Annotated in this window: 14 protein-coding genes, 1 tRNA gene and 3 rRNA genes; 4 read left to right on the top strand and 14 right to left on the bottom strand. The window is 66.6% G+C overall.

Annotated features, from left to right (window positions below; translation table 11 throughout):
* Positions 1-203: 203 nt before the first annotated feature.
* Positions 204-2,870, top strand: coding sequence for a SpoIIE family protein phosphatase (locus K7C20_RS27085; RefSeq protein WP_053209855.1), 2,667 nt, complete (start codon positions 204-206; stop codon positions 2,868-2,870).
* A gap of 144 nt (positions 2,871-3,014) precedes the next feature.
* On the top strand, positions 3,015-4,055 hold the full coding sequence (locus tag K7C20_RS27080) for a YncE family protein (protein ID WP_030081564.1): 1,041 nt from the start codon (positions 3,015-3,017) through the stop codon (positions 4,053-4,055).
* A gap of 71 nt (positions 4,056-4,126) precedes the next feature.
* On the opposite strand, the gene K7C20_RS27075 is transcribed toward K7C20_RS27080, so the two are convergent.
* From K7C20_RS27075 to thyX, 8 genes are all read right to left on the bottom strand, one after another.
* Positions 4,127-4,202 (bottom strand) — tRNA-Thr (locus K7C20_RS27075).
* 63 nt (positions 4,203-4,265) lie between these two features.
* Positions 4,266-4,943: a DegT/DnrJ/EryC1/StrS family aminotransferase gene (locus K7C20_RS27070; protein ID WP_030081566.1), complete on the bottom strand. Its 678-nt coding sequence runs from the start codon at positions 4,941-4,943 to the stop codon at positions 4,266-4,268.
* A 116-nt stretch (positions 4,944-5,059) separates the two neighbouring features.
* A 5S ribosomal RNA gene (gene rrf, locus K7C20_RS27065) occupies positions 5,060-5,176 on the bottom strand.
* Between the two features lie 74 nt (positions 5,177-5,250).
* Positions 5,251-8,372: ribosomal RNA gene (locus K7C20_RS27060) — 23S ribosomal RNA — on the bottom strand.
* Between the two features lie 302 nt (positions 8,373-8,674).
* Positions 8,675-10,203: ribosomal RNA gene (locus K7C20_RS27055) — 16S ribosomal RNA — on the bottom strand.
* Together the 16S, 23S and 5S rRNA genes form the textbook arrangement of a ribosomal RNA operon.
* A 677-nt stretch (positions 10,204-10,880) precedes the next feature.
* Positions 10,881-12,566: a ribonuclease J gene (locus K7C20_RS27050; protein ID WP_030080830.1), complete on the bottom strand. Its 1,686-nt coding sequence runs from the start codon at positions 12,564-12,566 to the stop codon at positions 10,881-10,883.
* 114 nt (positions 12,567-12,680) lie between these two features.
* Positions 12,681-13,580: a 4-hydroxy-tetrahydrodipicolinate synthase gene (dapA, locus tag K7C20_RS27045; RefSeq protein ID WP_030991931.1), complete on the bottom strand. Its 900-nt coding sequence runs from the start codon at positions 13,578-13,580 to the stop codon at positions 12,681-12,683.
* Positions 13,581-13,776: 196 nt separating this feature from the next.
* Positions 13,777-14,535: an FAD-dependent thymidylate synthase gene (gene thyX / locus K7C20_RS27040; protein ID WP_030080834.1), complete on the bottom strand. Its 759-nt coding sequence runs from the start codon at positions 14,533-14,535 to the stop codon at positions 13,777-13,779.
* A 232-nt stretch (positions 14,536-14,767) separates the two neighbouring features.
* Between thyX and K7C20_RS27035 the strand changes: the two genes are divergently transcribed.
* Together K7C20_RS27035 and K7C20_RS27030 are read left to right on the top strand one after the other, a co-directional pair.
* Positions 14,768-15,007, top strand: a complete 240-nt coding sequence (locus tag K7C20_RS27035) for a hypothetical protein (protein WP_030080836.1) — start codon at positions 14,768-14,770, stop codon at positions 15,005-15,007.
* 101 nt (positions 15,008-15,108) lie between these two features.
* Positions 15,109-15,666, top strand: coding sequence for a phage holin family protein (locus tag K7C20_RS27030; RefSeq protein WP_030080838.1), 558 nt, complete (start codon positions 15,109-15,111; stop codon positions 15,664-15,666).
* A 93-nt stretch (positions 15,667-15,759) separates the two neighbouring features.
* Here the strand turns inward: K7C20_RS27030 and K7C20_RS27025 are convergent, their stop codons facing one another.
* The 6 genes from K7C20_RS27025 to eccD form a co-directional block, all read right to left on the bottom strand.
* Complete coding sequence (locus tag K7C20_RS27025) at positions 15,760-16,215, bottom strand: tetratricopeptide repeat protein (protein ID WP_030080840.1); 456 nt, start codon at positions 16,213-16,215, stop codon at positions 15,760-15,762.
* A 5-nt stretch (positions 16,216-16,220) separates the two neighbouring features.
* A complete protein-coding gene (dapB, locus tag K7C20_RS27020; RefSeq protein ID WP_030080842.1) occupies positions 16,221-16,973 on the bottom strand; it encodes a 4-hydroxy-tetrahydrodipicolinate reductase in 753 nt (250 codons plus the stop codon).
* 41 nt (positions 16,974-17,014) lie between these two features.
* Positions 17,015-18,394, bottom strand: a complete 1,380-nt coding sequence (locus K7C20_RS27015; RefSeq protein WP_030080844.1) for a M16 family metallopeptidase — start codon at positions 18,392-18,394, stop codon at positions 17,015-17,017.
* Positions 18,391-20,610 carry a polyribonucleotide nucleotidyltransferase gene (locus tag K7C20_RS27010; RefSeq protein WP_030080846.1) on the bottom strand — a complete coding sequence of 740 codons (2,220 nt, stop codon included), beginning with the start codon at positions 20,608-20,610 and terminating at the stop codon, positions 18,391-18,393. Before K7C20_RS27010 ends, K7C20_RS27015 begins: the two co-directional genes overlap by 4 nt.
* A gap of 290 nt (positions 20,611-20,900) precedes the next feature.
* Positions 20,901-21,188 (bottom strand): 30S ribosomal protein S15, encoded by a 288-nt coding sequence (gene rpsO, locus K7C20_RS27005; RefSeq protein WP_006602744.1) that lies wholly within the window; start codon positions 21,186-21,188, stop codon positions 20,901-20,903.
* 155 nt (positions 21,189-21,343) lie between these two features.
* Positions 21,344-22,807 carry a type VII secretion integral membrane protein EccD gene (gene eccD / locus K7C20_RS27000; protein WP_053210086.1) on the bottom strand — a complete coding sequence of 488 codons (1,464 nt, stop codon included), beginning with the start codon at positions 22,805-22,807 and terminating at the stop codon, positions 21,344-21,346.
* Positions 22,808-23,002 lie beyond the last annotated feature (195 nt).

Here is a 23,002-nt window from a genome sequence, read left to right as displayed (position 1 = left end):
TTCACCATGGCCCAACCAGGCCATAACAGTTCGGCAGCATCGCACACCGTCCCAGGGCACGATTGGGGCGGAAACACACGTGACCGGCATCCTCGGGTGCGGCGAAGGTAAGTAACCTGGCATACGGCTGTCCACCCGCCCCAGCCATCGAGCACGGGCGGTGGTGCACGCACAACAGGTTTATTCGGAGGGGCGCCGCGACCATGGGGGAGCAGATCACCGACACACGCATGAGGAGACCAGTGATCACCGCGCGGGCCGCCGCAACCTTCGAGCCGGTCGGGCGCTCGGTCGCCACTGCCCGTGCGTTCGTCCGCGACACCCTCCAGGGCTGGGGCTGTGCCGACATCGTCGACGACGCCGTGGTGCTGACCAGCGAGCTGGTCACCAATGCCGTGGTGCACGCCGGCACGGCCGCCGATGTGCTGTGTCTGCGCAACGACGACGGCGTACGGATCTCCGTCGCCGACCGCTACCCCGAACGAGAGATTCCGCTCCAGAACGCCGGCCAGGTCGTCGTCCACCCGGACCGCGAGGGCGGCCGCGGACTGCTGCTGTGCGGCGCACTGGCCTCCCGCTGGGGCGTCGAGTACACCGCCGCACAAAAACACGTCTGGTTCCAGCTCGACCTCCCCGAGCGCCCGGCCGGCACCCGCTCCGCGGGCCCCGCCCTGCCCGTCGACGCCCTTCCGGTCACCGACGCCCGCGTCCGCGTCGCGGTGATCCAGATCGACCGGGGCGGCTGCATCAGCTTCTGGAACGAAGACGCCCAGGACCTCTTCGCCTACGACCCCGAGCAGGTCATCGGCAAACCGCTCACCGACTTCGCCGCCTGGCCGCACACCCCCGGCACCGGCACGGGCATCGTCGAGGCGCTCCAGCTCTCCCGCTGGGAGGGCTCCTACGGCATCCGGGGCTCCGACGGCCGGGTCGTCCCCGTCTACGCCTCCCACCTGCGCGTCCGCGACGCCGACGGTGAGGCCTCCACGGTCTGCCTGCTGGTGCGCGACCACGAACGCGCGATCCTCCAGAGCCCCCAGCGCACCCCCGCCCCGGACGCCGCCACCCAGGCCGCCCGGTCGGAGGGCCGCTCCGACCCCTTCGAGGTCTTCATCGGCTCACCGGCCCCCGATGATCTCGACGGCCTGCTCCAGCGCACCGTCGAACGCGCCCGCGACATGCTCGACGGCGATGCCGCCTACCTCCTCCTGGCCACCGACGACGAGACCGAGCTGGAGGTGCGCGCCTCCACGGGCCTGCCCTCCGCCCGCCAGCGGTTCGCCCGGGTCCCCGTGGAGGCCGGATCCGGACGCTACGGCTCCGCCCGGATGCCCGCCGTCCATGAGGACCTCACCGCCGTCCCCGGCGCCGTACCGCTCCTCAGCGGCACGGGCATGCGCTCGGTCGTCACCGTCCCGCTCAAGGTCGAGGGCCGGCTGACCGGCTCGCTCGGCGTCGCCGCCGAGGGCGCCGGCCGCTACACGAACGAAGAGGCGCTGCGGCTCCAGTTCGCCGCCGACCGCATCGCCCTCGCCGTCGAACGCGCCCGCCTCACCGAGCTGGAAAAGCTGCGCCGCGGCTCCCTCTCCTTCCTCGTCGAGGCCTCCGACCTGCTGGCCGGCACCCTCGACCGCGACCAGACCCTGGCCCTGATGGCCCAGATGACGGTCCCCACCCTCGCCACGTGGTGCGCCGTCTACACCGTCGCCGACCAGACCTCCGAGCCCGAGCTCTCCTACGTCCTGCACGAGGACGAGGACCGCATCGACGGCCTGAAGACCCTGCTGATGAAGGTCGACGCACCCGAGCCGGTCCCCACCCCCGGCGCACGGGTCTGGACCGCCCCCGGCGACGCCGCGCACGACGCCGCCCTGCGCACCTCCATGCGCAGCCTGGGCCTGGGCAACTCCGCCCGCCCCTCCACCGGCCCCGGTGCCACCCTGGCCACCGCCTCCGCCGTCGGCGGCGAAACCGTCGTGCTGCCCCTGGTCGCCCGTAACCGCGTCATCGGCATGCTCACCCTCGGCAAGCCCACCGAGGAGCACTTCCGCCAGGAGATCCTCGAACTCGCCGAGGACCTCTCCCGCCGGGCCGCCCTCGCCCTGGACAACTCCCGGCTCTACTCCGAGCGCACGGCCATCAGCCAGTCCCTCCAGCGCAGCCTGCTGCCCCCGGAGCTGCCGGTGATCCCCGGCGTGGAGGTCGAGGTCATCTACCGCGCGGCCGGCGAGGGCAACGAGGTCGGCGGCGACTTCTACGACCTCTTCCCGATCCGCGACGGCGCCTACGGCTTCGCGATCGGCGACGTCTGCGGTACGGGCCCGGAAGCCGCCGCCGTCACGGGCCTGGCCCGGCACGCCCTGCGCCTCCTCGCCCGCGAGGGCTTCGGCGGCCCCGCCGTCCTGGAGCGGCTCAACGCAGCCATCCTCGACGAGGGCGCCCGCAGCCGTTTTCTGACGCTCCTTTACGGCGAGCTCTGGCCGCAGGAGGACGGCAGCGCCCTCCTCAAGGTCGTCTGCGCGGGCCACCCCCTCCCGCTCCGGCTGCGCCAGGACGGCACGGTCGAGCCGGCCGCCGAACCCCAGCCGCTCCTCGGCGTGCTGGACGACCTGGAGCTCTACGAACAGACCGTCACCCTCGACCCCGGCGACGTCCTCCTGTGCGTCACCGACGGCGTCACCGAACGCCGCGAGGGCACCCGCATGCTCGGCGACGACGGCCTCACCGACGTCCTGACCACCTGTACGGGACTGACGGCCGGCGCCGTCGCCGCCCGCGTGCTGCGCGCCGTGGAACGCTTCGCCGCCGAACCGGCCTCCGACGACATGGCCATCCTCGCCATGCGCGTCCCCGAGGTCCCGGCAGGCTGACCTCCGGGGAAGCGGCCGAAGTGAAGCGGCTCACAGCCCGCCGGCCGCTTCCCCCGCCACCACCAGCATCCTTGCGTGCGGTGCACGGCACCCCTGCCCGCCGTGCACTGGAGTCATCCCCAACGGCCGCCCACGATACGGACCATGACTCCGACCCCCGCCGGACCGCCCGGCGACCTGCTCGCCGTCGTCAGCCAGACCGGCCCCACCGTCACCTTCTTCGACGCCGCCACCCATGAGCGCCTCGAGGTGCTCCAGGTCCCGCCGCAGCCGCACGAACTGTGCTTCGACCCGGACCACCGGCTGCTGTACTGCACCAGCACCTACCGCTCAGGCTTCTACCACGCCAACGAGGGTCCGGCCCACGAGATCACCGTCATCGACGTCGATACCCGCTCCGTCGTCGCCACCCTCGACACCACCCCCGACCACGCCCCGCACGGCCTGGCTCTCGACCGTGCGCGCGGGCGTCTGTACGTCAGCGTCGAGGCCACCGACACCGAGCCCGGCGGTGTCCTGATCATCGACACCCGCACCCACGCCCGCCTCGGCCGCATCCCCACGATGGCGCCCGGCCCGCACTGGTTCGCCCTCACCCCCGACGGCCGGCAGGGCTTCGCCACCAACAAGGAAGCCCCGTTCGTCTCCGTCGTCGACCTCGAGCGCGGGGCGTGCACGGCCCGTATCCCCGTCCCCGGCAGCGAGGGCCTCGCCCTCGCCCCCGACGGCCGCCATGCCTACGTAGCGGCCCCCAAGGCCGACTTCCACGCCCCGCCCTCGGCGCCGCCGGGCATCCGCGTCATCGACACCGCCACCTACGAGATCCTCCGCACCCTCCCCACCCGGGGCCAGGTCCTGCCCGTCCATGTCACCGCGACCGGCACGCTCCTCGTCGGCGAACTGCGCCCGGACGCCTCACCGGACGGCCCGCTCGGCTCCCACCTCCCAGGGGTCCTGACCGTCTTCGCCCCCGGCACCCTCGCCCCCGTCGGTGAGGTGGAGGTCGGCCACTTCCCCCTCACCATCACTTCCTCCCCCGACGGCCGCCTCGGCTATGTCTCCGGCAACCTCTCCAGCACCGTCACCGTCGTCGACCTGAATACCTTGAGCCCACTCACCACCCTGGAAGTCGACCGCAACGACATTTCCGGCGCCCACGGCCTGGCCTATATCGAATCCGCGTAAAACTGACACACTTCGTCACCGCATCCGCATACGACAAAGGCCCCCGCCTCATGGCGGGGGCCTTTGTCCTCTGGAGCCCCAATACGGAATCGAACCGTAGACCTTCTCCTTACCATGGAGACGCTCTGCCGACTGAGCTATTGGGGCGCGGCAGCGGAATAGATATTACCCCAACTCGGTGGCAGGTTCGAACCGCCCACCGGCACTCGCCTAAAAGGCCGGTTGCAGCAATCCGCCGAGCGCATTGCACGCGCTGACCATCCTGTGCAGCTCCCGCCGCGACATCCCGGCATGAACGGGCAGCGCCAGCGTCTCGTCCACCGCCCGCTCGGTCTGCGGCAGAAACACATCACGTCGCAGCCCCGGCATCCGGTACACCGGAGCCAGTACGGGCACCTTGCAGGCCACGCCCTTGGCCCGCAGCGTCCGCGCGAACGCATCCCGGTCCGGCCGCCCGTTGCCCGGCACCCGCACCACGTACTGCTCGTACGTGTGCCCCGCCGCCGGCGTCGGCGTCCGGACCCCGCTGAGCCTGCCGTCCAGGTACGAGGCATGCGCCTGCCGCAGCTCCGCGCCCACCGGGTCCGCCCCGGGCTCATCCTCCACGAGCACCAACAGACCGTGCCGCTGGCCCACTTCACGGATCCAGCCGGCGTCCGCCTGCCGCCCGAACCGATGGATCGCCACGACCGCGGCCGTCTGGCTGGTCACCACGTCCGACACCGCGGCCGGGTCCAGGCAGTAACTGTCGGCGTCCACGTCGGCGAACACCGGCACCGCGCCCAACTCCAGCACGGCCCGGGCCACCTCGGCGTTGCCGTATGCCGGCACCACGACCTCGTCACCAGCACTGACACCGGCCGACTTGAGTGCTCCCACTGTCCGCATACAACGGATCCTGGTCAGGCGAGATGAACGTCGAGTTACGCCCACCACCCGAAAATCAGAACAAAAAAGCTCCGGCCCCTGAACCACAAGGGTTCAGAGACCGGAGCTGAAAAATTGTTCGGCGGCGTCCTACTCTCCCACAGGGTCCCCCCTGCAGTACCATCGGCGCTGAAAGGCTTAGCTTCCGGGTTCGAAATGTAACCGGGCGTTTCCCTAACGCAATGACCACCGAAACACTATGAAGTTGACCAACCCGGCAATAACACAGGTCGTTACTTCAGAACCTACACAGTGGACGCGAGCAACTGAGGACAAGCCCTCGGCCTATTAGTACCAGTCAACTCCACCCGTTACCAGGCTTCCATATCTGGCCTATCAACCCAGTCGTCTACTGGGAGCCTTAACCCCTCAAAGGGGGTGGGAGTACTCATCTCGAAGCAGGCTTCCCGCTTAGATGCTTTCAGCGGTTATCCTTTCCGAACGTAGCCAACCAGCCATGCCCTTGGCAGGACAACTGGCACACCAGAGGTTCGTCCGTCCCGGTCCTCTCGTACTAGGGACAGCCCTTCTCAATACTCCTACGCGCACAGCGGATAGGGACCGAACTGTCTCACGACGTTCTAAACCCAGCTCGCGTACCGCTTTAATGGGCGAACAGCCCAACCCTTGGGACCGACTCCAGCCCCAGGATGCGACGAGCCGACATCGAGGTGCCAAACCATCCCGTCGATATGGACTCTTGGGGAAGATCAGCCTGTTATCCCCGGGGTACCTTTTATCCGTTGAGCGACGGCGCTTCCACAAGCCACCGCCGGATCACTAGTCCCTACTTTCGTACCTGCTCGACCCGTCAGTCTCACAGTCAAGCTCCCTTGTGCACTTACACTCAACACCTGATTGCCAACCAGGCTGAGGGAACCTTTGGGCGCCTCCGTTACTCTTTAGGAGGCAACCGCCCCAGTTAAACTACCCACCAGACACTGTCCCTGATCCGGATCACGGACCCAGGTTAGACATCCAGCACGACCAGAGTGGTATTTCAACAATGACTCCACAACCACTGGCGTGGCTGCTTCAAAGTCTCCCACCTATCCTACACAAGCCGAACCGAACACCAATATCAAGCTATAGTAAAGGTCCCGGGGTCTTTCCGTCCTGCTGCGCGAAACGAGCATCTTTACTCGTAATGCAATTTCACCGGGCCTATGGTTGAGACAGTCGAGAAGTCGTTACGCCATTCGTGCAGGTCGGAACTTACCCGACAAGGAATTTCGCTACCTTAGGATGGTTATAGTTACCACCGCCGTTTACTGGCGCTTAAGTTCTCAGCTTCGCCACACCGAAATGTGACTAACCGGTCCCCTTAACGTTCCAGCACCGGGCAGGCGTCAGTCCGTATACATCGCCTTACGGCTTCGCACGGACCTGTGTTTTTAGTAAACAGTCGCTTCTCGCTGGTCTCTGCGGCCACCACCAGCTCAGGAAGTAAATTCCATCACCAGCAATGGCCCCCCTTCTCCCGAAGTTACGGGGGCATTTTGCCGAGTTCCTTAACCATAGTTCACCCGAACGCCTCGGTATTCTCTACCTGACCACCTGAGTCGGTTTAGGGTACGGGCCGCCATGAAACTCGCTAGAGGCTTTTCTCGACAGCATAGGATCATCCACTTCACCACAATCGGCTCGGCATCAGGTCTCACCCTCATGTCATCCGGATTTGCCTAGATGACGGGCTACACCCTTACCCCGGGACAACCACCGCCCGGGCTGGACTACCTTCCTGCGTCACCCCATCGCTTACCTACTACCACCTTGGATCGGCGGCTCCACCACGTCCCTTTGTCCGAAGACTCCAGGCCGGCTTCACGGCCTTAGCATTAATGGATTCGATATTGGGCGTTTCAAAGCGGGTACCGGAATATCAACCGGTTGTCCATCGACTACGCCTGTCGGCCTCGCCTTAGGTCCCGACTTACCCTGGGCAGATCAGCTTGACCCAGGAACCCTTAGTCAATCGGCGCACACGTTTCCCACGTGTGTATCGCTACTCATGCCTGCATTCTCACTCGTGAACCGTCCACAACTCGTTTCCACGGCTGCTTCACCCGGCACACGACGCTCCCCTACCCATCACAACGGACGTTGGTCCTCATGCTGCAATGACACGACTTCGGCGGTGTGCTTGAGCCCCGCTACATTGTCGGCGCGGAATCACTTGACCAGTGAGCTATTACGCACTCTTTCAAGGGTGGCTGCTTCTAAGCCAACCTCCTGGTTGTCTCTGCGACTCCACATCCTTTCCCACTTAGCACACGCTTAGGGGCCTTAGTCGATGCTCTGGGCTGTTTCCCTCTCGACCATGGAGCTTATCCCCCACAGTCTCACTGCCGCGCTCTCACTTACCGGCATTCGGAGTTTGGCTAAGGTCAGTAACCCGGTAGGGCCCATCGCCTATCCAGTGCTCTACCTCCGGCAAGAAACACACGACGCTGCACCTAAATGCATTTCGGGGAGAACCAGCTATCACGGAGTTTGATTGGCCTTTCACCCCTAACCACAGGTCATCCCCCAGGTTTTCAACCCTGGTGGGTTCGGTCCTCCACGAAGTCTTACCTCCGCTTCAACCTGCCCATGGCTAGATCACTCCGCTTCGGGTCTTGGGCACGCTACTCAACGCCCTATTCGGACTCGCTTTCGCTACGGCTTCCCCACACGGGTTAACCTCGCAACATACCGCAAACTCGCAGGCTCATTCTTCAAAAGGCACGCAGTCACGACACAAGGAACAAGTTCCTTGTGCGACGCTCCCACGGCTTGTAGGCACACGGTTTCAGGTACTATTTCACTCCGCTCCCGCGGTACTTTTCACCATTCCCTCACGGTACTATCCGCTATCGGTCACCAGGGAATATTTAGGCTTAACGGGTGGTCCCGCCAGATTCACACGGGATTTCTCGGGCCCCGTGCTACTTGGGTGTCTCTTAAACGAGCCGTTGATGTTTCAGCTACGGGGGTCTTACCCTCTACGCCGGACCTTTCGCATGTCCTTCGCCTACACCAACGGTTTCTGACTCGTCCCACAGCCGGCAGACTGCAGTAAAGAGATCCCACAACCCCAACCACGCAACCCCTGCCGGGTATCACACGTGACTGGTTTGGCCTCATCCGGTTTCGCTCGCCACTACTCCCGGAATCACTGTTGTTTTCTCTTCCTGCGGGTACTGAGATGTTTCACTTCCCCGCGTTCCCTCCACACTGCCTATGTGTTCAGCAGCGGGTGACAGCCCATGACGACTGCCGGGTTTCCCCATTCGGACACCCCCGGATCAAAGCTCGGTTGACAGCTCCCCGGGGCCTATCGTGGCCTCCCACGTCCTTCATCGGTTCCTGGTGCCAAGGCATCCACCGTGCGCCCTTAAAAACTTGGCCACAGATGCTCGCGTCCACTGTGCAGTTCTCAAGCAACGACCAGCCACCCACCACCCCAACCGAAGGCTGAGTTCACTGGGGCCGGCATCGCGAAGGTCCAGACTCAACAGTCCGTACCCTCAGATACCCAACAACGTGCCCGGCCCACTCCATCAATCCCCACGTTCCACGCCGAAGCAGTACTAGTGACAACCAATCAAGTGTGCCGAATAGTCAACGTTCCACCCATGAGCAACCAGCATCAGACATTCGCTGATGTACTGGCCTCTGACCAACCGAAGTTGGTAAGAAGTGCTCCTTAGAAAGGAGGTGATCCAGCCGCACCTTCCGGTACGGCTACCTTGTTACGACTTCGTCCCAATCGCCAGTCCCACCTTCGACGATTCCCTCCCACAAGGGGTTGGGCCACCGGCTTCGGGTGTTACCGACTTTCGTGACGTGACGGGCGGTGTGTACAAGGCCCGGGAACGTATTCACCGCAGCAATGCTGATCTGCGATTACTAGCAACTCCGACTTCATGGGGTCGAGTTGCAGACCCCAATCCGAACTGAGACCGGCTTTTTGAGATTCGCTCCACCTCGCGGTATCGCAGCTCATTGTACCGGCCATTGTAGCACGTGTGCAGCCCAAGACATAAGGGGCATGATGACTTGACGTCGTCCCCACCTTCCTCCGAGTTGACCCCGGCAGTCTCCTGTGAGTCCCCATCACCCCGAAGGGCATGCTGGCAACACAGAACAAGGGTTGCGCTCGTTGCGGGACTTAACCCAACATCTCACGACACGAGCTGACGACAGCCATGCACCACCTGTACACCGACCACAAGGGGGCGCCTGTCTCCAGACGTTTCCGGTGTATGTCAAGCCTTGGTAAGGTTCTTCGCGTTGCGTCGAATTAAGCCACATGCTCCGCTGCTTGTGCGGGCCCCCGTCAATTCCTTTGAGTTTTAGCCTTGCGGCCGTACTCCCCAGGCGGGGAACTTAATGCGTTAGCTGCGGCACGGACGACGTGGAATGTCGCCCACACCTAGTTCCCAACGTTTACGGCGTGGACTACCAGGGTATCTAATCCTGTTCGCTCCCCACGCTTTCGCTCCTCAGCGTCAGTATCGGCCCAGAGATCCGCCTTCGCCACCGGTGTTCCTCCTGATATCTGCGCATTTCACCGCTACACCAGGAATTCCGATCTCCCCTACCGAACTCTAGCCTGCCCGTATCGAATGCAGACCCGGGGTTAAGCCCCGGGCTTTCACATCCGACGTGACAAGCCGCCTACGAGCTCTTTACGCCCAATAATTCCGGACAACGCTTGCGCCCTACGTATTACCGCGGCTGCTGGCACGTAGTTAGCCGGCGCTTCTTCTGCAGGTACCGTCACTCTCGCTTCTTCCCTGCTGAAAGAGGTTTACAACCCGAAGGCCGTCATCCCTCACGCGGCGTCGCTGCATCAGGCTTTCGCCCATTGTGCAATATTCCCCACTGCTGCCTCCCGTAGGAGTCTGGGCCGTGTCTCAGTCCCAGTGTGGCCGGTCGCCCTCTCAGGCCGGCTACCCGTCGTCGCCTTGGTAGGCCATCACCCCACCAACAAGCTGATAGGCCGCGGGCTCATCCTTCACCGCCGGAGCTTTCCACACACAGACCATGCGGTCGTGTGTCGTATCCGGTATTAGACCCCGTTTCCAGGGCTTGTCCCAGAGTGAAGGGCAGATTGCCCACGTGTTACTCACCCGTTCGCCACTAATCCCCTCCCGAAGGAGGTTCATCGTTCGACTTGCATGTGTTAAGCACGCCGCCAGCGTTCGTCCTGAGCCAGGATCAAACTCTCCGTGAATGTTTACCCGTAATCGGGTCAACACACACGAGAGCGGAACGACCAGACGGAATAGGTCCGGTCGTTCACAGCGTCCTCGCTGTGTGTGCCACCCCGACCGCATGGGCCGTGGTGGGCTTTCAAAGGAACCTCATCCACCGAGGTGGACGGGGTATCAACATATCTGGCGTTGACTTTTGGCACGCTGTTGAGTTCTCAAGGAACGGACGCTTCCTTTGTTCCTGTTTCACCAGGATCTCCGGGCGCTTCCCTTCGGTCTTGCGTTTCCGACTCTATCAGATCCTTGCGGGCCCGATTCTCGCCGGTGCGTTTCCGCCTTTCGGCTTCTTCGCGTTTCCGACTCTACCAGATCCGTTTCCGTCTCTGGCCCCTGTCGGAGCGGGGTCGGCCGTTCGGCTTTCGCTTTCCGGCCTTTCCGACTCTATCAGGCCCGATTTCGTTCCGTTGCCGGTTCTCATTCGGTCCGATTTTCCGTCGGAGGGGGTTTGCCTTTCGGCTGATCCGACTTTATCAGATTGCTCTGGGCCGGAATTCCGCCTGACTTCACGAGCCGCTCCGTACGCACAAGCGTGCGGCGCTTCCCGTTCAGGAGGAGACGCAAACGTACTGGAGCGGGGCGCCCAGATGCAAATCCGGGCGCCCCGCTCCGACTTGAGTACTTCGTGTGGCTCTGTGCGTCAGACCTCGACGACCACGGGGAGGATCATCGGGCGGCGGCGGTAGTTGTCCGAGACCCACTTGCCGACCGAGCGGCGGATCAGCTGCTGGAGCTGGTGCGCGTCCGCGACGCCGTCCTGAGCCGCCTTGGCCAAGGCCTCATCGATCTTGGGGACCACGCCCAACAGGGTGGAGTCTTCGATGCCGGAGCCGCGCGCATGCAGGTCCGGGCCGCCGACGATCTTGCCGGTGCTGCTGTCCACGACCACGAAGACCGAGATGATGCCTTCGTCGCCCAGGATGCGGCGGTCCTTCAGATGGGTTTCCGTGACATCGCCGACGGAGAGGCCGTCGACATAGACGTAGCCCGCCTGGACCTTGCCGACGATCTTGGCGACGCCGTTGACCATGTCGACCACGACACCGTCCTCGGCGATGACGATCCGGTCCTTCGGTACACCGGTCAGCGCACCCAGTTCGGCGTTGGCGCGCAGATGGCGCCATTCGCCGTGTACCGGCATGAGGTTCTTCGGCTTGCAGATGTTGTAGAAGTACAGCAGCTCGCCGGCCGAGGCGTGGCCCGAGACATGGACCTTGGCATTGCCCTTGTGGACGACGTCCGCGCCCCATCGGGTGAGGCCGTTGATCACGCGGTAGACCGCGTTCTCGTTGCCCGGGATGAGGGAGGACGCCAGGATCACGGTGTCGCCCTGGACGATCCGGATCTGGTGGTCGCGGTTGGCCATCCGGGAGAGGGCTGCCATCGGCTCGCCCTGGGACCCCGTGCAGACCAGCACGACCTCGTCGTCGGGGAGATCGTCGAGGGTCTTGACGTCGACGACCAGGCCGGCGGGGACCTTCAGGTACCCCAGCTCGCGGGCGATGCCCATGTTGCGGACCATCGAACGGCCGACGAAGGCGACCCGGCGGCCGTACTCGTGCGCCGCGTCGAGGATCTGCTGGATGCGGTGCACATGGCTGGCGAAGCTGGCCACGATGATGCGCTTCTGGGCGTTCGCGAACACCGTGCGCAGGACATTGGAGATGTCCCGCTCGGGCGGGACGAAGCCCGGGACCTCGGCGTTCGTGGAGTCGGAGAGGAGAAGGTCGATGCCTTCCTCGCCGAGCCGCGCGAAGGCGGGGAGGTCGGTCAGGCGGCGGTCCAGCGGGAGCTGGTCCATCTTGAAGTCGCCGGTGTGCACGACCATGCCCGCGGGGGTGCGGATGGCGACGGCCAGGGCGTCGGGGATGGAGTGGTTGACCGCGACGAACTCGCAGTCGAAGGAGCCGATCCGCTCCGTGTGCCCTTCCTTCACCTCGAGGGTGTAGGGGCGGATGCGGTGCTCCTGAAGCTTGGCCTCGATGAGGGCGAGGGTCAGCTTCGAACCGATGAGGGGGATGTCCGGCTTCTCGCGCAGGAGATAGGGGACACCACCGATGTGGTCCTCGTGGCCGTGGGTGAGCACGATGCCGTCGATGTCGTCGAGGCGATCCCTGATGGACGTGAAGTCCGGCAGGATCAGGTCGATTCCGGGCTGCTCCTCCTCGGGGAAAAGCACTCCGCAGTCGACGATCAGCAGCCGGCCGCCGTATTCGAAGACCGTCATGTTGCGGCCGATTTCACCCAGGCCGCCGAGGGGGGTGACGCGCAGGCCACCCTTGGGAAGCTTCGGCGGGGCGCCGAGCTCAGGATGCGGATGACTCAAAAGACTCTCCTCACCACACACGCCACGCTGCCGTCGAGGGCACGTGGCGCGCATGACATTCGTGCACTTGCTATGTGGCGGTTGTTGGTCCGTATTCAGTTGTGAAGTCTGTGGTCAGAGGTGTACCCCGCCGGCGGCGAGATCGCGCGTGAGCTGCTCGGTCTCCTCGGGAGAGAGCTCCACGAGCGGCAGCCGCAGCGGGCCTGCGGGCAGACCCTGGAGGCCGAGGGCGGCCTTGGTCGTGATCACGCCCTGGGTGCGGAACATGCCGGTGAAGACGGGCAGCAGCTTCTGGTGGATCTCGGTGGCCTTGGTGACGTCACCGTTGAGGTGGGCGTCCAGGAGGGCGCGCAGCTCGGGGGTGACGATATGCCCGACCACGGACACGAAGCCGACGGCGCCGACCGAGAGCAGCGGGAGGTTGAGCATGTCGTCACCGCTGTACCAGGCGAGGCTGGAGCGGGCGATGGCCCAGCTGGCGCGGCCGAGGTCGCCCTTGGCGTCCTTGTTGGCGACGATCCGGGGGTGCTCGGCGAGCCGGACGATGGTCTCGGTGTTGATCGGGACACCGCTGCGGCCCGGGATGTCGTAGAGCATGACCGGCAGGTCGGTGGCGTCCGCAATGGCCGTGAAGTGCCGCAGCAGGCCCTCCTGCGGGGGCTTGCTGTAATACGGCGTCACCGCGAGCAGGCCATGGGCGCCGGCGTCCTGGGCGGCGCGGGCCAGCTCCAGGCTGTGGCGGGTGTCGTTGGTACCGGCTCCGGCGACGACAAAGGCCCGATCGCCCACCGCATCGACCACCGCGCGCACCAGCTGAGCTTTCTCCGCATCGCTGGTGGTCGGGGACTCTCCGGTGGTGCCGTTGACGACGAGGCCGTCATTGCCGGCATCCACCAGGTGGGCAGCGAGCCGCTGTGCGCCGTCGAGATCGAGAGCGCCATCCGGCGTGAACGGCGTGACCATGGCGGTCAGCACCCGCCCGAAGGGGGTCTGCGGTGTGGAAGTCGGAGCCATGGGTCCCACGCTACTCGTAGCTCACCGCGGGTTGCGCCTCTGGGGAGCAAGGATGTGGACTCCGGCACTGCCTGCTCGGGGGTTCAAGCAGTGCCGGGTCCGTCTGTTCAGCGTAGATGAACTTCTCAAAATGCCGCAATCCGGACACATCGCACGTCTGTCCTGCGACCGCGGCATCGGGCCCGCAACCTGGGCCTTACGGAGCGATCCGGCCGTTCGCATTGAATGCGCCGTACGTGAGCGGCATGAGCTCGGCCCAGTGGGCCTCCATCCGCTCGCCGACCATTTCGATCTCGCGCTGCGGGAAGGAGGGCACCTTCGCCTGCTCGTGCTGGGTGCGCAGACCGAGGAAGTGCATCAGGGAGCGGGCATTGCAGGTCGCGTACATCGAGGAGAAGAGACCGACGGGGAGCACCGCGCGGGCGACCTCACGGGCGACGCCTGCGGCGAGCATCTCCTGATACGCCTCGTAGGCCCGGCGGTAGGAATCCTCCATGACGCGGCCGGTGAGCTCCTGCTGCGCCGGGGTGCCCTCGACGAATTCGTACTTGCCGGGGCGGCCCTGCTGGACGAGCTTGCGGTCCTGGCCGGGGACGTAGAAGACGGGGTCCAGCTGGCGGTAGCGGCCGGACTCCTCGTTGTACGACCAGCCGACGCGGTGCCGCATGAACTCGCGGAAGACGAAGATCGGCGCGCTGATGAAGAACGTCATGGAGTTGTGCTCGAAGGGGCTGCCGTGCCGGTCCCGCATGAGGTAGTTGATCAGGCCCTTGGAGCGCTCCGGGTCCTTCTGGAGCTCCTCCAGGGACTGCTCGCCTGCCGTGGAGACCCGGGCCGCCCACAGCACGTCGCTGTCCGCGGCACTGTGCTTGACGAGCTCGACCGTCACCTCGCTCCGGAAGCTGACGGCTGCACTGTCGGGGCTCTCAGTGCTCTCGGCGGGGGTGTGGGACACCGGCGGTTCCTTCCGTTCGATCCTCGTGCGCGACCAGCCTACGGCCCGCCACTGACAGTCCGGGAAACCCGGTGTGATGCCGCGTTAGCCACAAAACGGGCGTCGTATAGCAGCGCACGGACCGACCGTTGATATTTTTCACAGAAGTCCCTGAAAACGGGCACCAACCGGACGCCACACACGTCTAACCCTGTGACAGTGCCCACTTCGAGGTTCCTAGGAGAGCCCGCTCATGTTCCGCCGGCGAGAGCCCGTCCCGTTCGCCTTCGTTGCCGAGGCAGACCGGTTCCGCAGCAATGTCACTCCCCCGCCGCGGCAGCGCGCCTCTCGCGCGCAGCTCCTCGGCCAGTCTCTCATCACGCTGACAGTCGTGGGCGGCCTGGCCGGCGCCCTGCTGTTCGGCGTTCCCGCACTGCAGCAGGACAGTTCCGGGTCGAGCCGGGTGCATCACTCCGAAGCTGCCCATCGCTGAACGGGCGGGCGGGGCGTGCCGCAAAGTGGTTCCGCCCCGCCGGTCCGGATAGCCTCACCGGTCACAGCTTCAGTCAGCTTGCCCATGAGTGAGGATCAGCCGTGCCCCTGCCTTTCCTGACGGCCGACCGCGACCTCGATCCCGACACCCCAGCCGCGGATTCGGCCGCCCTTCCGCATGACGAGCCCGATCACTGGCGCCGTCCCTACCGCCCCGGACCGTGGCGTGTAGGGGCGGCGGCGGTGTTTTTGCTGCTCGCCTCGTTCGTGCTGATCTCCGCAATGATCATCGCGATGGCCGGCTCGCTGCCAGGTGCCGCGGCCTGTTCGGTGCTCGGCGCCGTGCTGATCGCCCTTGCCGTGCGGCTGCTGCGGGTCGGCGTGTGGGTCAGCGCGAACGGTCTGCGACAGGTGAACCTGCTGCGTACGGCGACCGAGCCGTGGAGTGCCATCGCCGCCGTGCGTACCCGCCAGCAGCCGGTGCGCTGGCTGGGACTGCCGCGGACGGTGCAGGGGCAGTCGCTGATCATCGAGCGGACGCAGGGCGAGCCGCTGCGCCCTCTGATCACGGACCACAACGGCGACTTTCTGTCCCGTCCGGAGGCGTTCGAGCGGGCCGCGGATGTACTGGAGGCCTGGGCGGCGGAGTACCGCGACTGACGCCCGGGGCCTCAGCCCGCTCCTGGCGCCCCCGGGCGCCGCATCGAGCCCGTACGGGCCAGGGCCGGTCCGGCCATGTCAGCCGGACCGGGCTCAGGCGGCCGGTACGGGCTTGTTGTCGTGCAGGGCGATGGCGCGCTGCATCGCCTTACGGGCACGCGGGGTGTCCCGGGCGTCGTGGTAGGCGACGGCGAGCCGGAACCACGTACGCCAGTCGCCGGGCGCGTCCTCCGTCTCGGCCTGCCGCCGGGCGAAGACCGCGTCGGCCGCGTCCCGGTCGATGCGGCCGCCGGGAGTCCGCTCCAGCTCGTCGACCGGGAGTCCGCCCTCGGCTTCCAGGGCGTGCGCCAGCCGGTGGGCGTTGCGGGCGAAGCGGGTGTTGTGCCAGAGGAACCAGCCACCGATGCCCGGCAGCAGGAAGGCCACCGCGCCCATGCCCATGGCAGCCGGCTCGCCGGTCATCAGCAGGAGCACGCCTTCCAGCGCCACCACGCCGAACACGATGACGAGCACGGTGGCGAGGAAGAAGTACGTGATCTTTCCGCCCATACCCGTCAGTCCAGGTCGAGGAAGTTTTCCAGGCCCACGGTCAGGCCCGGAGTGGAGACCACGCGGCGCACACCGAGCAGGATGCCCGGCATGAAGCTGCTGTGGTGCAGGGAGTCATGGCGGATGGTGAGCGTCTCGCCCTCCCCGCCGAGGAGCACCTCCTGGTGCGCCAGCAGACCGCGCAGCCGTACGGAGTGCACGGGGATGCCGTCCACATCCGCACCGCGGGCGCCGTCCAGCGCGGTGGTGGTGGCGTCCGGCTGCGGATCGCAGCCGGCCTCCTCACGGGCCTGGGCGATCAGCTGGGCGGTGCGGGCGGCGGTGCCGGACGGGGCGTCCGCCTTCTTCGGGTGGTGCAGCTCGATGACCTCGGCCGACTCGAAGAAGCGGGCCGCCTGCTGGGCGAACCGCATGGTCAGCACCGCGCCGATGGAGAAGTTCGGGGCGATGAGCACGCCCGCCCCGGGCGAGGCGGCGAGCGAGGTGCGCAGCTGCGCGAGGCGCTCGTCGGTCCACCCGGTCGTCCCGACCACCGCATGGATGCCATGACGCACACAGAAGTCGAGGTTGCCCATCACCGCGCCGGGGTTGGTCAGCTCGACCACGACCTGGGCACCGGTCTCGACCAGTGTCTCCAGCTTGTCGCCCCGGCCGAGGCCGGCGACCAGCTCCATGTCCTCGGCGGCCTCGACGGCCCGTACGGCCTCGGAGCCGATGCGCCCCTGGGCTCCCAGTACGGCCACGCGCAGCTTGCTCATCGTTTCCCGTCTCTCTTTCGGTGGTTCGCCGCGGCGGGGGCCTAGGCGACGACGTCGTCCAGCCGGGCCGCCTGCCGGTCCTTCAGGGGGCCGATGACGGACAGCGAGGGGCGGTTGCCCAGCACATCGCGGGCCACCTCGCGCACCTCGTCCGGAGTGACGGCCGCGATCCGCGTGAGCATCTCGTCGACCGACATCTGCTCGCCCCAGCACAGCTCGCTCTTGCCGAGGCGGTGCATGAGCGCGCCGCTGTCCTCCAGGCCGAGGACGGTGGACCCGCGCAGCTGTCCGATCGCGCGGCGGATCTCGTCGTCGGTGAGGCTGTGGGACGCCACCTGGTCGAGTTCGTCGCGGCAGATCTTGAGGACGTCGTGCACCTGGCTCGGGCGGCAGCCGGCATAGACACCGAACAGCCCGCAGTCGGCGAACCCGGAGGTGTACGAGTACACGCTGTAGGCCAGACCGCGCTTCTCACGGACCTCCTGGAAGAGGCGGGAGCTCATCCCGCCGCCCAGGGCGGTGTTCAGCACACCCATGGCCCAGCGCCGGTCGTCGGAGCGCGACATCCCCGGCATCCCGAGAATGACATGGGCCTGCTCGGTCTTGCGGTTGAGCAGTTCCACGCGGCCGGCGGCACGGATGCCGCGGGTGCCGGAGCGTGGCGCGACCGGAGCGGCGTCCGCCCGGTCCAGGGCCCCGGCCTGCTCGAAGGCGCGGCGCACCAGGCGGACGACCTTGGCGTGGTCGATGTTGCCGGCGGCCGTGACGACGAGGTGCGTGGGGTCGTAGTGCTTCTTGTAGAAGCGGCGGATGCGCTCGGGGGTGAGGGCGTTGACGGTGTCGACCGTGCCCAGGACCGGGCGGCCGAGCGGGGTGTCGCCGAGCATGGTGTGCGCGAACAGGTCGTGCACACAGTCGCCCGGGTCGTCCTCGGTCATCGCGATCTCTTCGAGGATGACCCCGCGCTCGGCGTCCACGTCCTCGGCCTCGACCAGCGAACCGGTGAGCATGTCGCACACCACGTCGATGGCGAGCGGCAGATCGGTGTCCAGCACCCGCGCGTAGTAGCAGGTGTACTCCTTCGCGGTGAAGGCGTTCATCTCGCCGCCGACCGCGTCGATGGCGGCGGAGATGTCCAGTGCGCTGCGCCGCTCGGTGCCCTTGAAGAGCAGGTGCTCGAGGTAGTGCGTGGCGCCGTTGAGCGACGGCGTCTCGTCTCGGGAGCCGACGTGCGCCCAGATCCCGAAGGTGACGGAGCGGACCGTCGGCAGCGTCTCGGTGACGATGCGGAGGCCGCCGGGGAGGGTGGTCCGGCGGACCGTGCCTGCGCCCGCGGTGCCCTTGAGAAGCGTTTGGGTACGGGCGACGGCCCGCCCCTCCGAAGAGGTGCGGGCCGTCGTCGTGTGCGTACGGGACGTCACTTGGCGGCGTCGTCCTTCGTGTCCTCGGCCGCGTCCTCTTCCTCGATCACGGGGATGAGGGAGAGCTTGCCGCGCTGGTCGATCTCGGCGATCTCGACCTGGACCTTGGCGCCCACACCGAGCACGTCCTCGACGTTCTCCACGCGCTTGCCACCGGCGAGCTTGCGGATCTGCGAGATGTGCAGCAGGCCGTCCTTGCCCGGGAGCAGGGAGACGAACGCACCGAAGGTGGTGGTCTTGACGACCGTGCCCAGGTAGCGCTCGCCGACCTCCGGCATGGTCGGGTTGGCGATGCCGTTGATCGTGGCGCGGGCGGCCTCGGCGGCCGGGCCGTCGGCGGCACCGATGTAGATGGTGCCGTCGTCCTCGATCGTGATGTCGGCGCCGGTGTCCTCCTGGATCTGGTTGATCATCTTGCCCTTGGGGCCGATGACCTCACCGATCTTGTCCACCGGGATCTTGACCGTGATGATCCGCGGGGCGTTCGGGGACATCTCGTCCGGAACGTCGATGGCCTCGTTCATGACGTCCAGGATGTGCAGACGCGCGTCACGGGCCTGCTTCAGCGCGGCGGCCAGGACCGAGGCGGGGATGCCGTCGAGCTTGGTGTCGAGCTGGAGCGCGGTCACGAACTGCTTGGTGCCGGCGACCTTGAAGTCCATGTCGCCGAAGGCGTCCTCCGCACCGAGGATGTCGGTGAGGGCGACGTAGTGGGTCTGGCCGTCGATCTCCTGGGAGATCAGGCCCATGGCGATACCGGCGACCGGGGCCTTGAGGGGCACACCGGCGTTCAGCAGCGACATGGTCGAGGCGCAGACCGAGCCCATGGACGTCGAGCCGTTGGAGCCGAGCGCCTCGGACACCTGGCGGATCGCGTAGGGGAACTCCTCGCGGGTCGGCAGCACCGGCACGATGGCACGCTCGGCGAGCGCACCGTGGCCGATCTCGCGGCGCTTGGGCGCACCCACGCGGCCGGTCTCACCGACGGAGTACGGCGGGAAGTTGTAGTTGTGCATGTAGCGCTTGCGGGTCACCGGGGAGAGGGTGTCCAGCTGCTGCTCCATGCGGAGCATGTTGAGGGTGGTGACGCCCAGGATCTGGGTCTCGCCACGCTCGAACAGCGCGGAGCCGTGCACCCGCGGGATGGCCTCGACCTCGGCGGCGAGCGTACGGATGTCCGTGACGCCGCGGCCGTCGATGCGCTTCTTCTCCTTGATCACGCGCTCACGGACCAGGTTCTTGGTCAGCGAACGGTAAGCGGCGGAGATCTCCTTCTCGCGGCCCTCGAACTGCGGGAGCAGCTTCTCGGCGGCCACGCTCTTGACGCGGTCCAGCTCGGCCTCGCGCTCCTGCTTGCCGGCGATGGTCAGCGCCTGGGAGAGCTCGTCCTTGACCGCGGCGGTGAGCGCCTCCAGGACGTCGTCCTGGTAGTCGAGGAAGATCGGGAACTCACCGACGGGCTTGGCGGCCTTGGCGGCGAGGTCCGACTGCGCCTTGCACAGGACCTTGATGAAGGGCTTGGCGGCCTCGAGACCGGCGGCGACGACCTCTTCGGTCGGGGCCTCGGCGCCGTCCTTGACCAGCTGGATGGTCTTCTCGGTGGCCTCGGCCTCGACCATCATGATCGCGACGTCGCCGTCCGGGAGGACGCGGCCGGCCACGACCATGTCGAAGACGGCGTTCTCGAGCTCGCTGTGGGTCGGGAACGCCACCCACTGGCCGTTGATCAGGGCGACACGGGTGCCGCCGACCGGGCCGGAGAAGGGCAGGCCCGCGAGCTGCGTGGAGCAGGAGGCGGCGTTGATCGCGACCACGTCGTAGAGGTGGTCGGGGTTGAGCGCCATGACCGTCTCGACGATCTGGATCTCGTTGCGCAGGCCCTTCTTGAAGGAGGGGCGCAGCGGCCGGTCGATCAGCCGGCAGGTGAGGATCGCGTCCTCGGAGGGACGGCCCTCACGGCGGAAGAAGGAGCCGGGGATCTTCCCGGCTGCGTACATCCGCTCCTCGACGTCGACGGTCAGCGGGAAGAAGTCCAGCTGGTCCTTCGGCGTCTTGGAAGCGGAGGTGGCCGACAGCACCATGGTGTCGTCGTCCAGGTACGCCACGGCGGAGCCGGCGGCCTGCTTGGCCAGGCGGCCCGTCTCGAAGCGGATGGTGCGGGTGCCGAAGGAGCCGTTGTCGATCACGGCTTCGGCGTAGTGGGTCTCGTTCTCCACCAGGAATATCTCCTCGTCTGCGTCTGCTGCCCGTGTGGCAGCAGACCGTCTTCGGTGGAGCGCCGGTACGGGCCGGTCTTCGATCGAAGCACCCGGAGTCATGACGCATGGCGTCAGGGATGTCCGGGGGCCACTACCGAGGACCGGCGGCCAGGAGCGCTCCTACCGCGTTCACTTTTGCGCTATGGCACCAGACTACAAAGCTTCCGTCCACCATGAGAGGGCGTGAGCTTCTGGTGCATATGGCAAAGGGAGCGGCCCCCGGTAGGAACCGCTCCCTTTACGGCGTCTTACTTGGCGCCCGCCGCGCCGCGGCGGATGCCCAGGCGCTCGACCAGCGCGCGGAAGCGCGTGATGTCCTTCTTCGCCAGGTACTGCAGCAGGCGACGGCGCTGGCCGACGAGCAGCAGCAGACCACGGCGGGAGTGGTGGTCGTGCTTGTGGGTCTTGAGGTGCTCGGTCAGGTCCGAGATGCGGCGGGAGAGCATCGCGACCTGGACCTCGGGAGAGCCGGTGTCACCTTCCTTGGTGGCGAACTCGGCCATGATCTGCTTCTTCGTAGCGGCGTCGAGCGACACGCGGTACTCCTCAGGGTTCCGGCCGGTGAGCGTCCCTGGTTTACGTCACAGGGAATCTTGGATGACTCGTCCGGGCCGTCACACAGCGTACCAGCTGGAAACGGCCCCCCGACCGGGTGGTCGGGGGGCCGCGGACAGGCCGGTGAGCGGCTGCCTCAGCTGCCGGTGAGGCCTCGCACCTTGCCGTACACGTCGAGGACCGCCAGGCACAGCGGCACCAGGGACAGCAGGACCAGGCCGTCGAAGATGTCGAAGAGCCGGCCCCAGAAGGGGGTGACGCCCTTCTGGGGGACGACCAGGCCGACACCCACCAGGAGGGCGGCGCCCGCCGCGATGCTGCTGGAGAACCAGACGGTGCGGATGTTCAGCGGACCGGAGTCGTCGAACCGGGCGAGGTCGATGAAGATGTCCGTCGGCGGGTGCAGCGCGATGCCCAGGATGAGCAGGACGATCGTGAGGATGCCGGCGATGGTCAGGCAGGCGACCTGCGCGGTGTAGTCGAAGAGCCGGGCCCGGAGCATGACCGTGATGCCCGCGGCCAGTGCCAGCAGCTGCGCCCAGCCGTTGTCGGAGAAGCCGAGGACGGCACCGGCCGAGCCGACGACCAGGGCGGCGCAGCCGGCGACGAGGCCGAGGAGCAGCTCATGGCCGCGCTTGGCCTGGTTGCCGATCTTGACGAAGTCGACGGACTCGGTCTCGCCGCCGCCGTCGTACGAGCCCTTGGCGATCTGGTCGGGCGACTTGTAGCCGATGGGCAGCCGGGCGAAGCGGGCGGAGAGGCCGGGCAGCCAGGCGACCATGGCGATGGCGACGACGGCGGTGACGGCGGCGACCTCGCTGGGCGCGGCGTCGGTGAGGATCGCGGCGAAGACCGCGAGGGTGCCGATGGCGGACAGGAACGCGGCGGCGACGAAGGGTGCGTCACCGCGCGGCAGCAGGACCACCAGGAGTACGGACGCGATCAGTACGGTCACGCAGCCGACGAGGAGGTGCAGCCGGCCGGGGCCGGATCCCGTCTCGACGGGGAAGATGCCGGAGCCGGCGAGCAGAAGGTGCGGCAGCGAGGCCAGGCCCAGCGCGATGGAGGAACCGTGGTCGTCGTAGACGCGGGCGCGGACGCCGGCCAGCGCGACCAGGACGATGCCGACGACGCCGGCGATGATGCCGGGCAGACGGTGCATGTCGCGGTCGACGGGGTTCGAGAACCACAGGGCGAACGCCATCATGACGAGGAGCAGCACACCGGCGGGGAGGCCGACGACACGCATGAGGTCGTCGCTCCAGCGGCTGCGGTTGCGCTTGACCGCGGAGGCGACGGCGTCGGAGACATCGTCGAAGACCGGGAGCGGCAGCGACTCGGCGAACGGCTTCAGAAGAAGGAGGTCGCCGTCGAGGATCTGCTGCTGGGCGAGCGACTGTCCGGCGTCAAGGACCGTGCCGTCGCGGCGTACTAGGTGATAGCCGGTCGGTGCGCCCTCCGCCTGCGACTGGCCGGAGAGCCGCAGGATCTCCGGATAGATGTCGACGAGTGCGACGTCCTCCGGCAGAGCCACGTCAATCCGTGCATCCGGCGCGGCGACTGTGACCCGGCAAAAGCCGGTGCCAGTACTCGTGCTCACCTGGCGGTTCCCCCTATCCGTTGGGCGTTTTGTCGCGTCGCGCGCCCTATATATAGAGCCGTCACTTCAGGGCTGTGGGCACGCTCGCGAGGCGTCAGCGTACCGCCCAATTCAGCGACCGCCCCACCCACCCCGAGACTTGACGTTTAACAGTAGGATCAACGCCTGGTTCGGGCCAAGCACTTGGTCCGGGGG

Source organism: Streptomyces decoyicus, assembly GCF_019880305.1.
GTDB classification, from domain to species: Bacteria; Actinomycetota; Actinomycetes; order Streptomycetales; family Streptomycetaceae; genus Streptomyces; species Streptomyces decoyicus.
Note: the sequence above shows the minus strand (reverse complement) of the source record. Positions and strands in the feature narration are given on the sequence as shown.

What these genes read in the sequence shown, in the direction of transcription:
- K7C20_RS27035 (WP_030080836.1), top strand. Translation starts at nt 14,768, where the DNA reads ATGTTCCGCCGGCGAGAGCCCGTCCCGTTCGCCTTCGTTGCCGAGGCA.
- dapB (WP_030080842.1), bottom strand. Translation starts at nt 16,973, where the DNA reads ATGAGCAAGCTGCGCGTGGCCGTACTGGGAGCCCAGGGGCGCATCGGC.
- dapA (WP_030991931.1), bottom strand. Translation starts at nt 13,580, where the DNA reads ATGGCTCCGACTTCCACACCGCAGACCCCCTTCGGGCGGGTGCTGACC.
- K7C20_RS27085 (WP_053209855.1), top strand. Translation starts at nt 204, where the DNA reads ATGGGGGAGCAGATCACCGACACACGCATGAGGAGACCAGTGATCACC.
- K7C20_RS27070 (WP_030081566.1), bottom strand. Translation starts at nt 4,943, where the DNA reads ATGCGGACAGTGGGAGCACTCAAGTCGGCCGGTGTCAGTGCTGGTGAC.
- K7C20_RS27025 (WP_030080840.1), bottom strand. Translation starts at nt 16,215, where the DNA reads ATGGGCGGAAAGATCACGTACTTCTTCCTCGCCACCGTGCTCGTCATC.
- K7C20_RS27080 (WP_030081564.1), top strand. Translation starts at nt 3,015, where the DNA reads ATGACTCCGACCCCCGCCGGACCGCCCGGCGACCTGCTCGCCGTCGTC.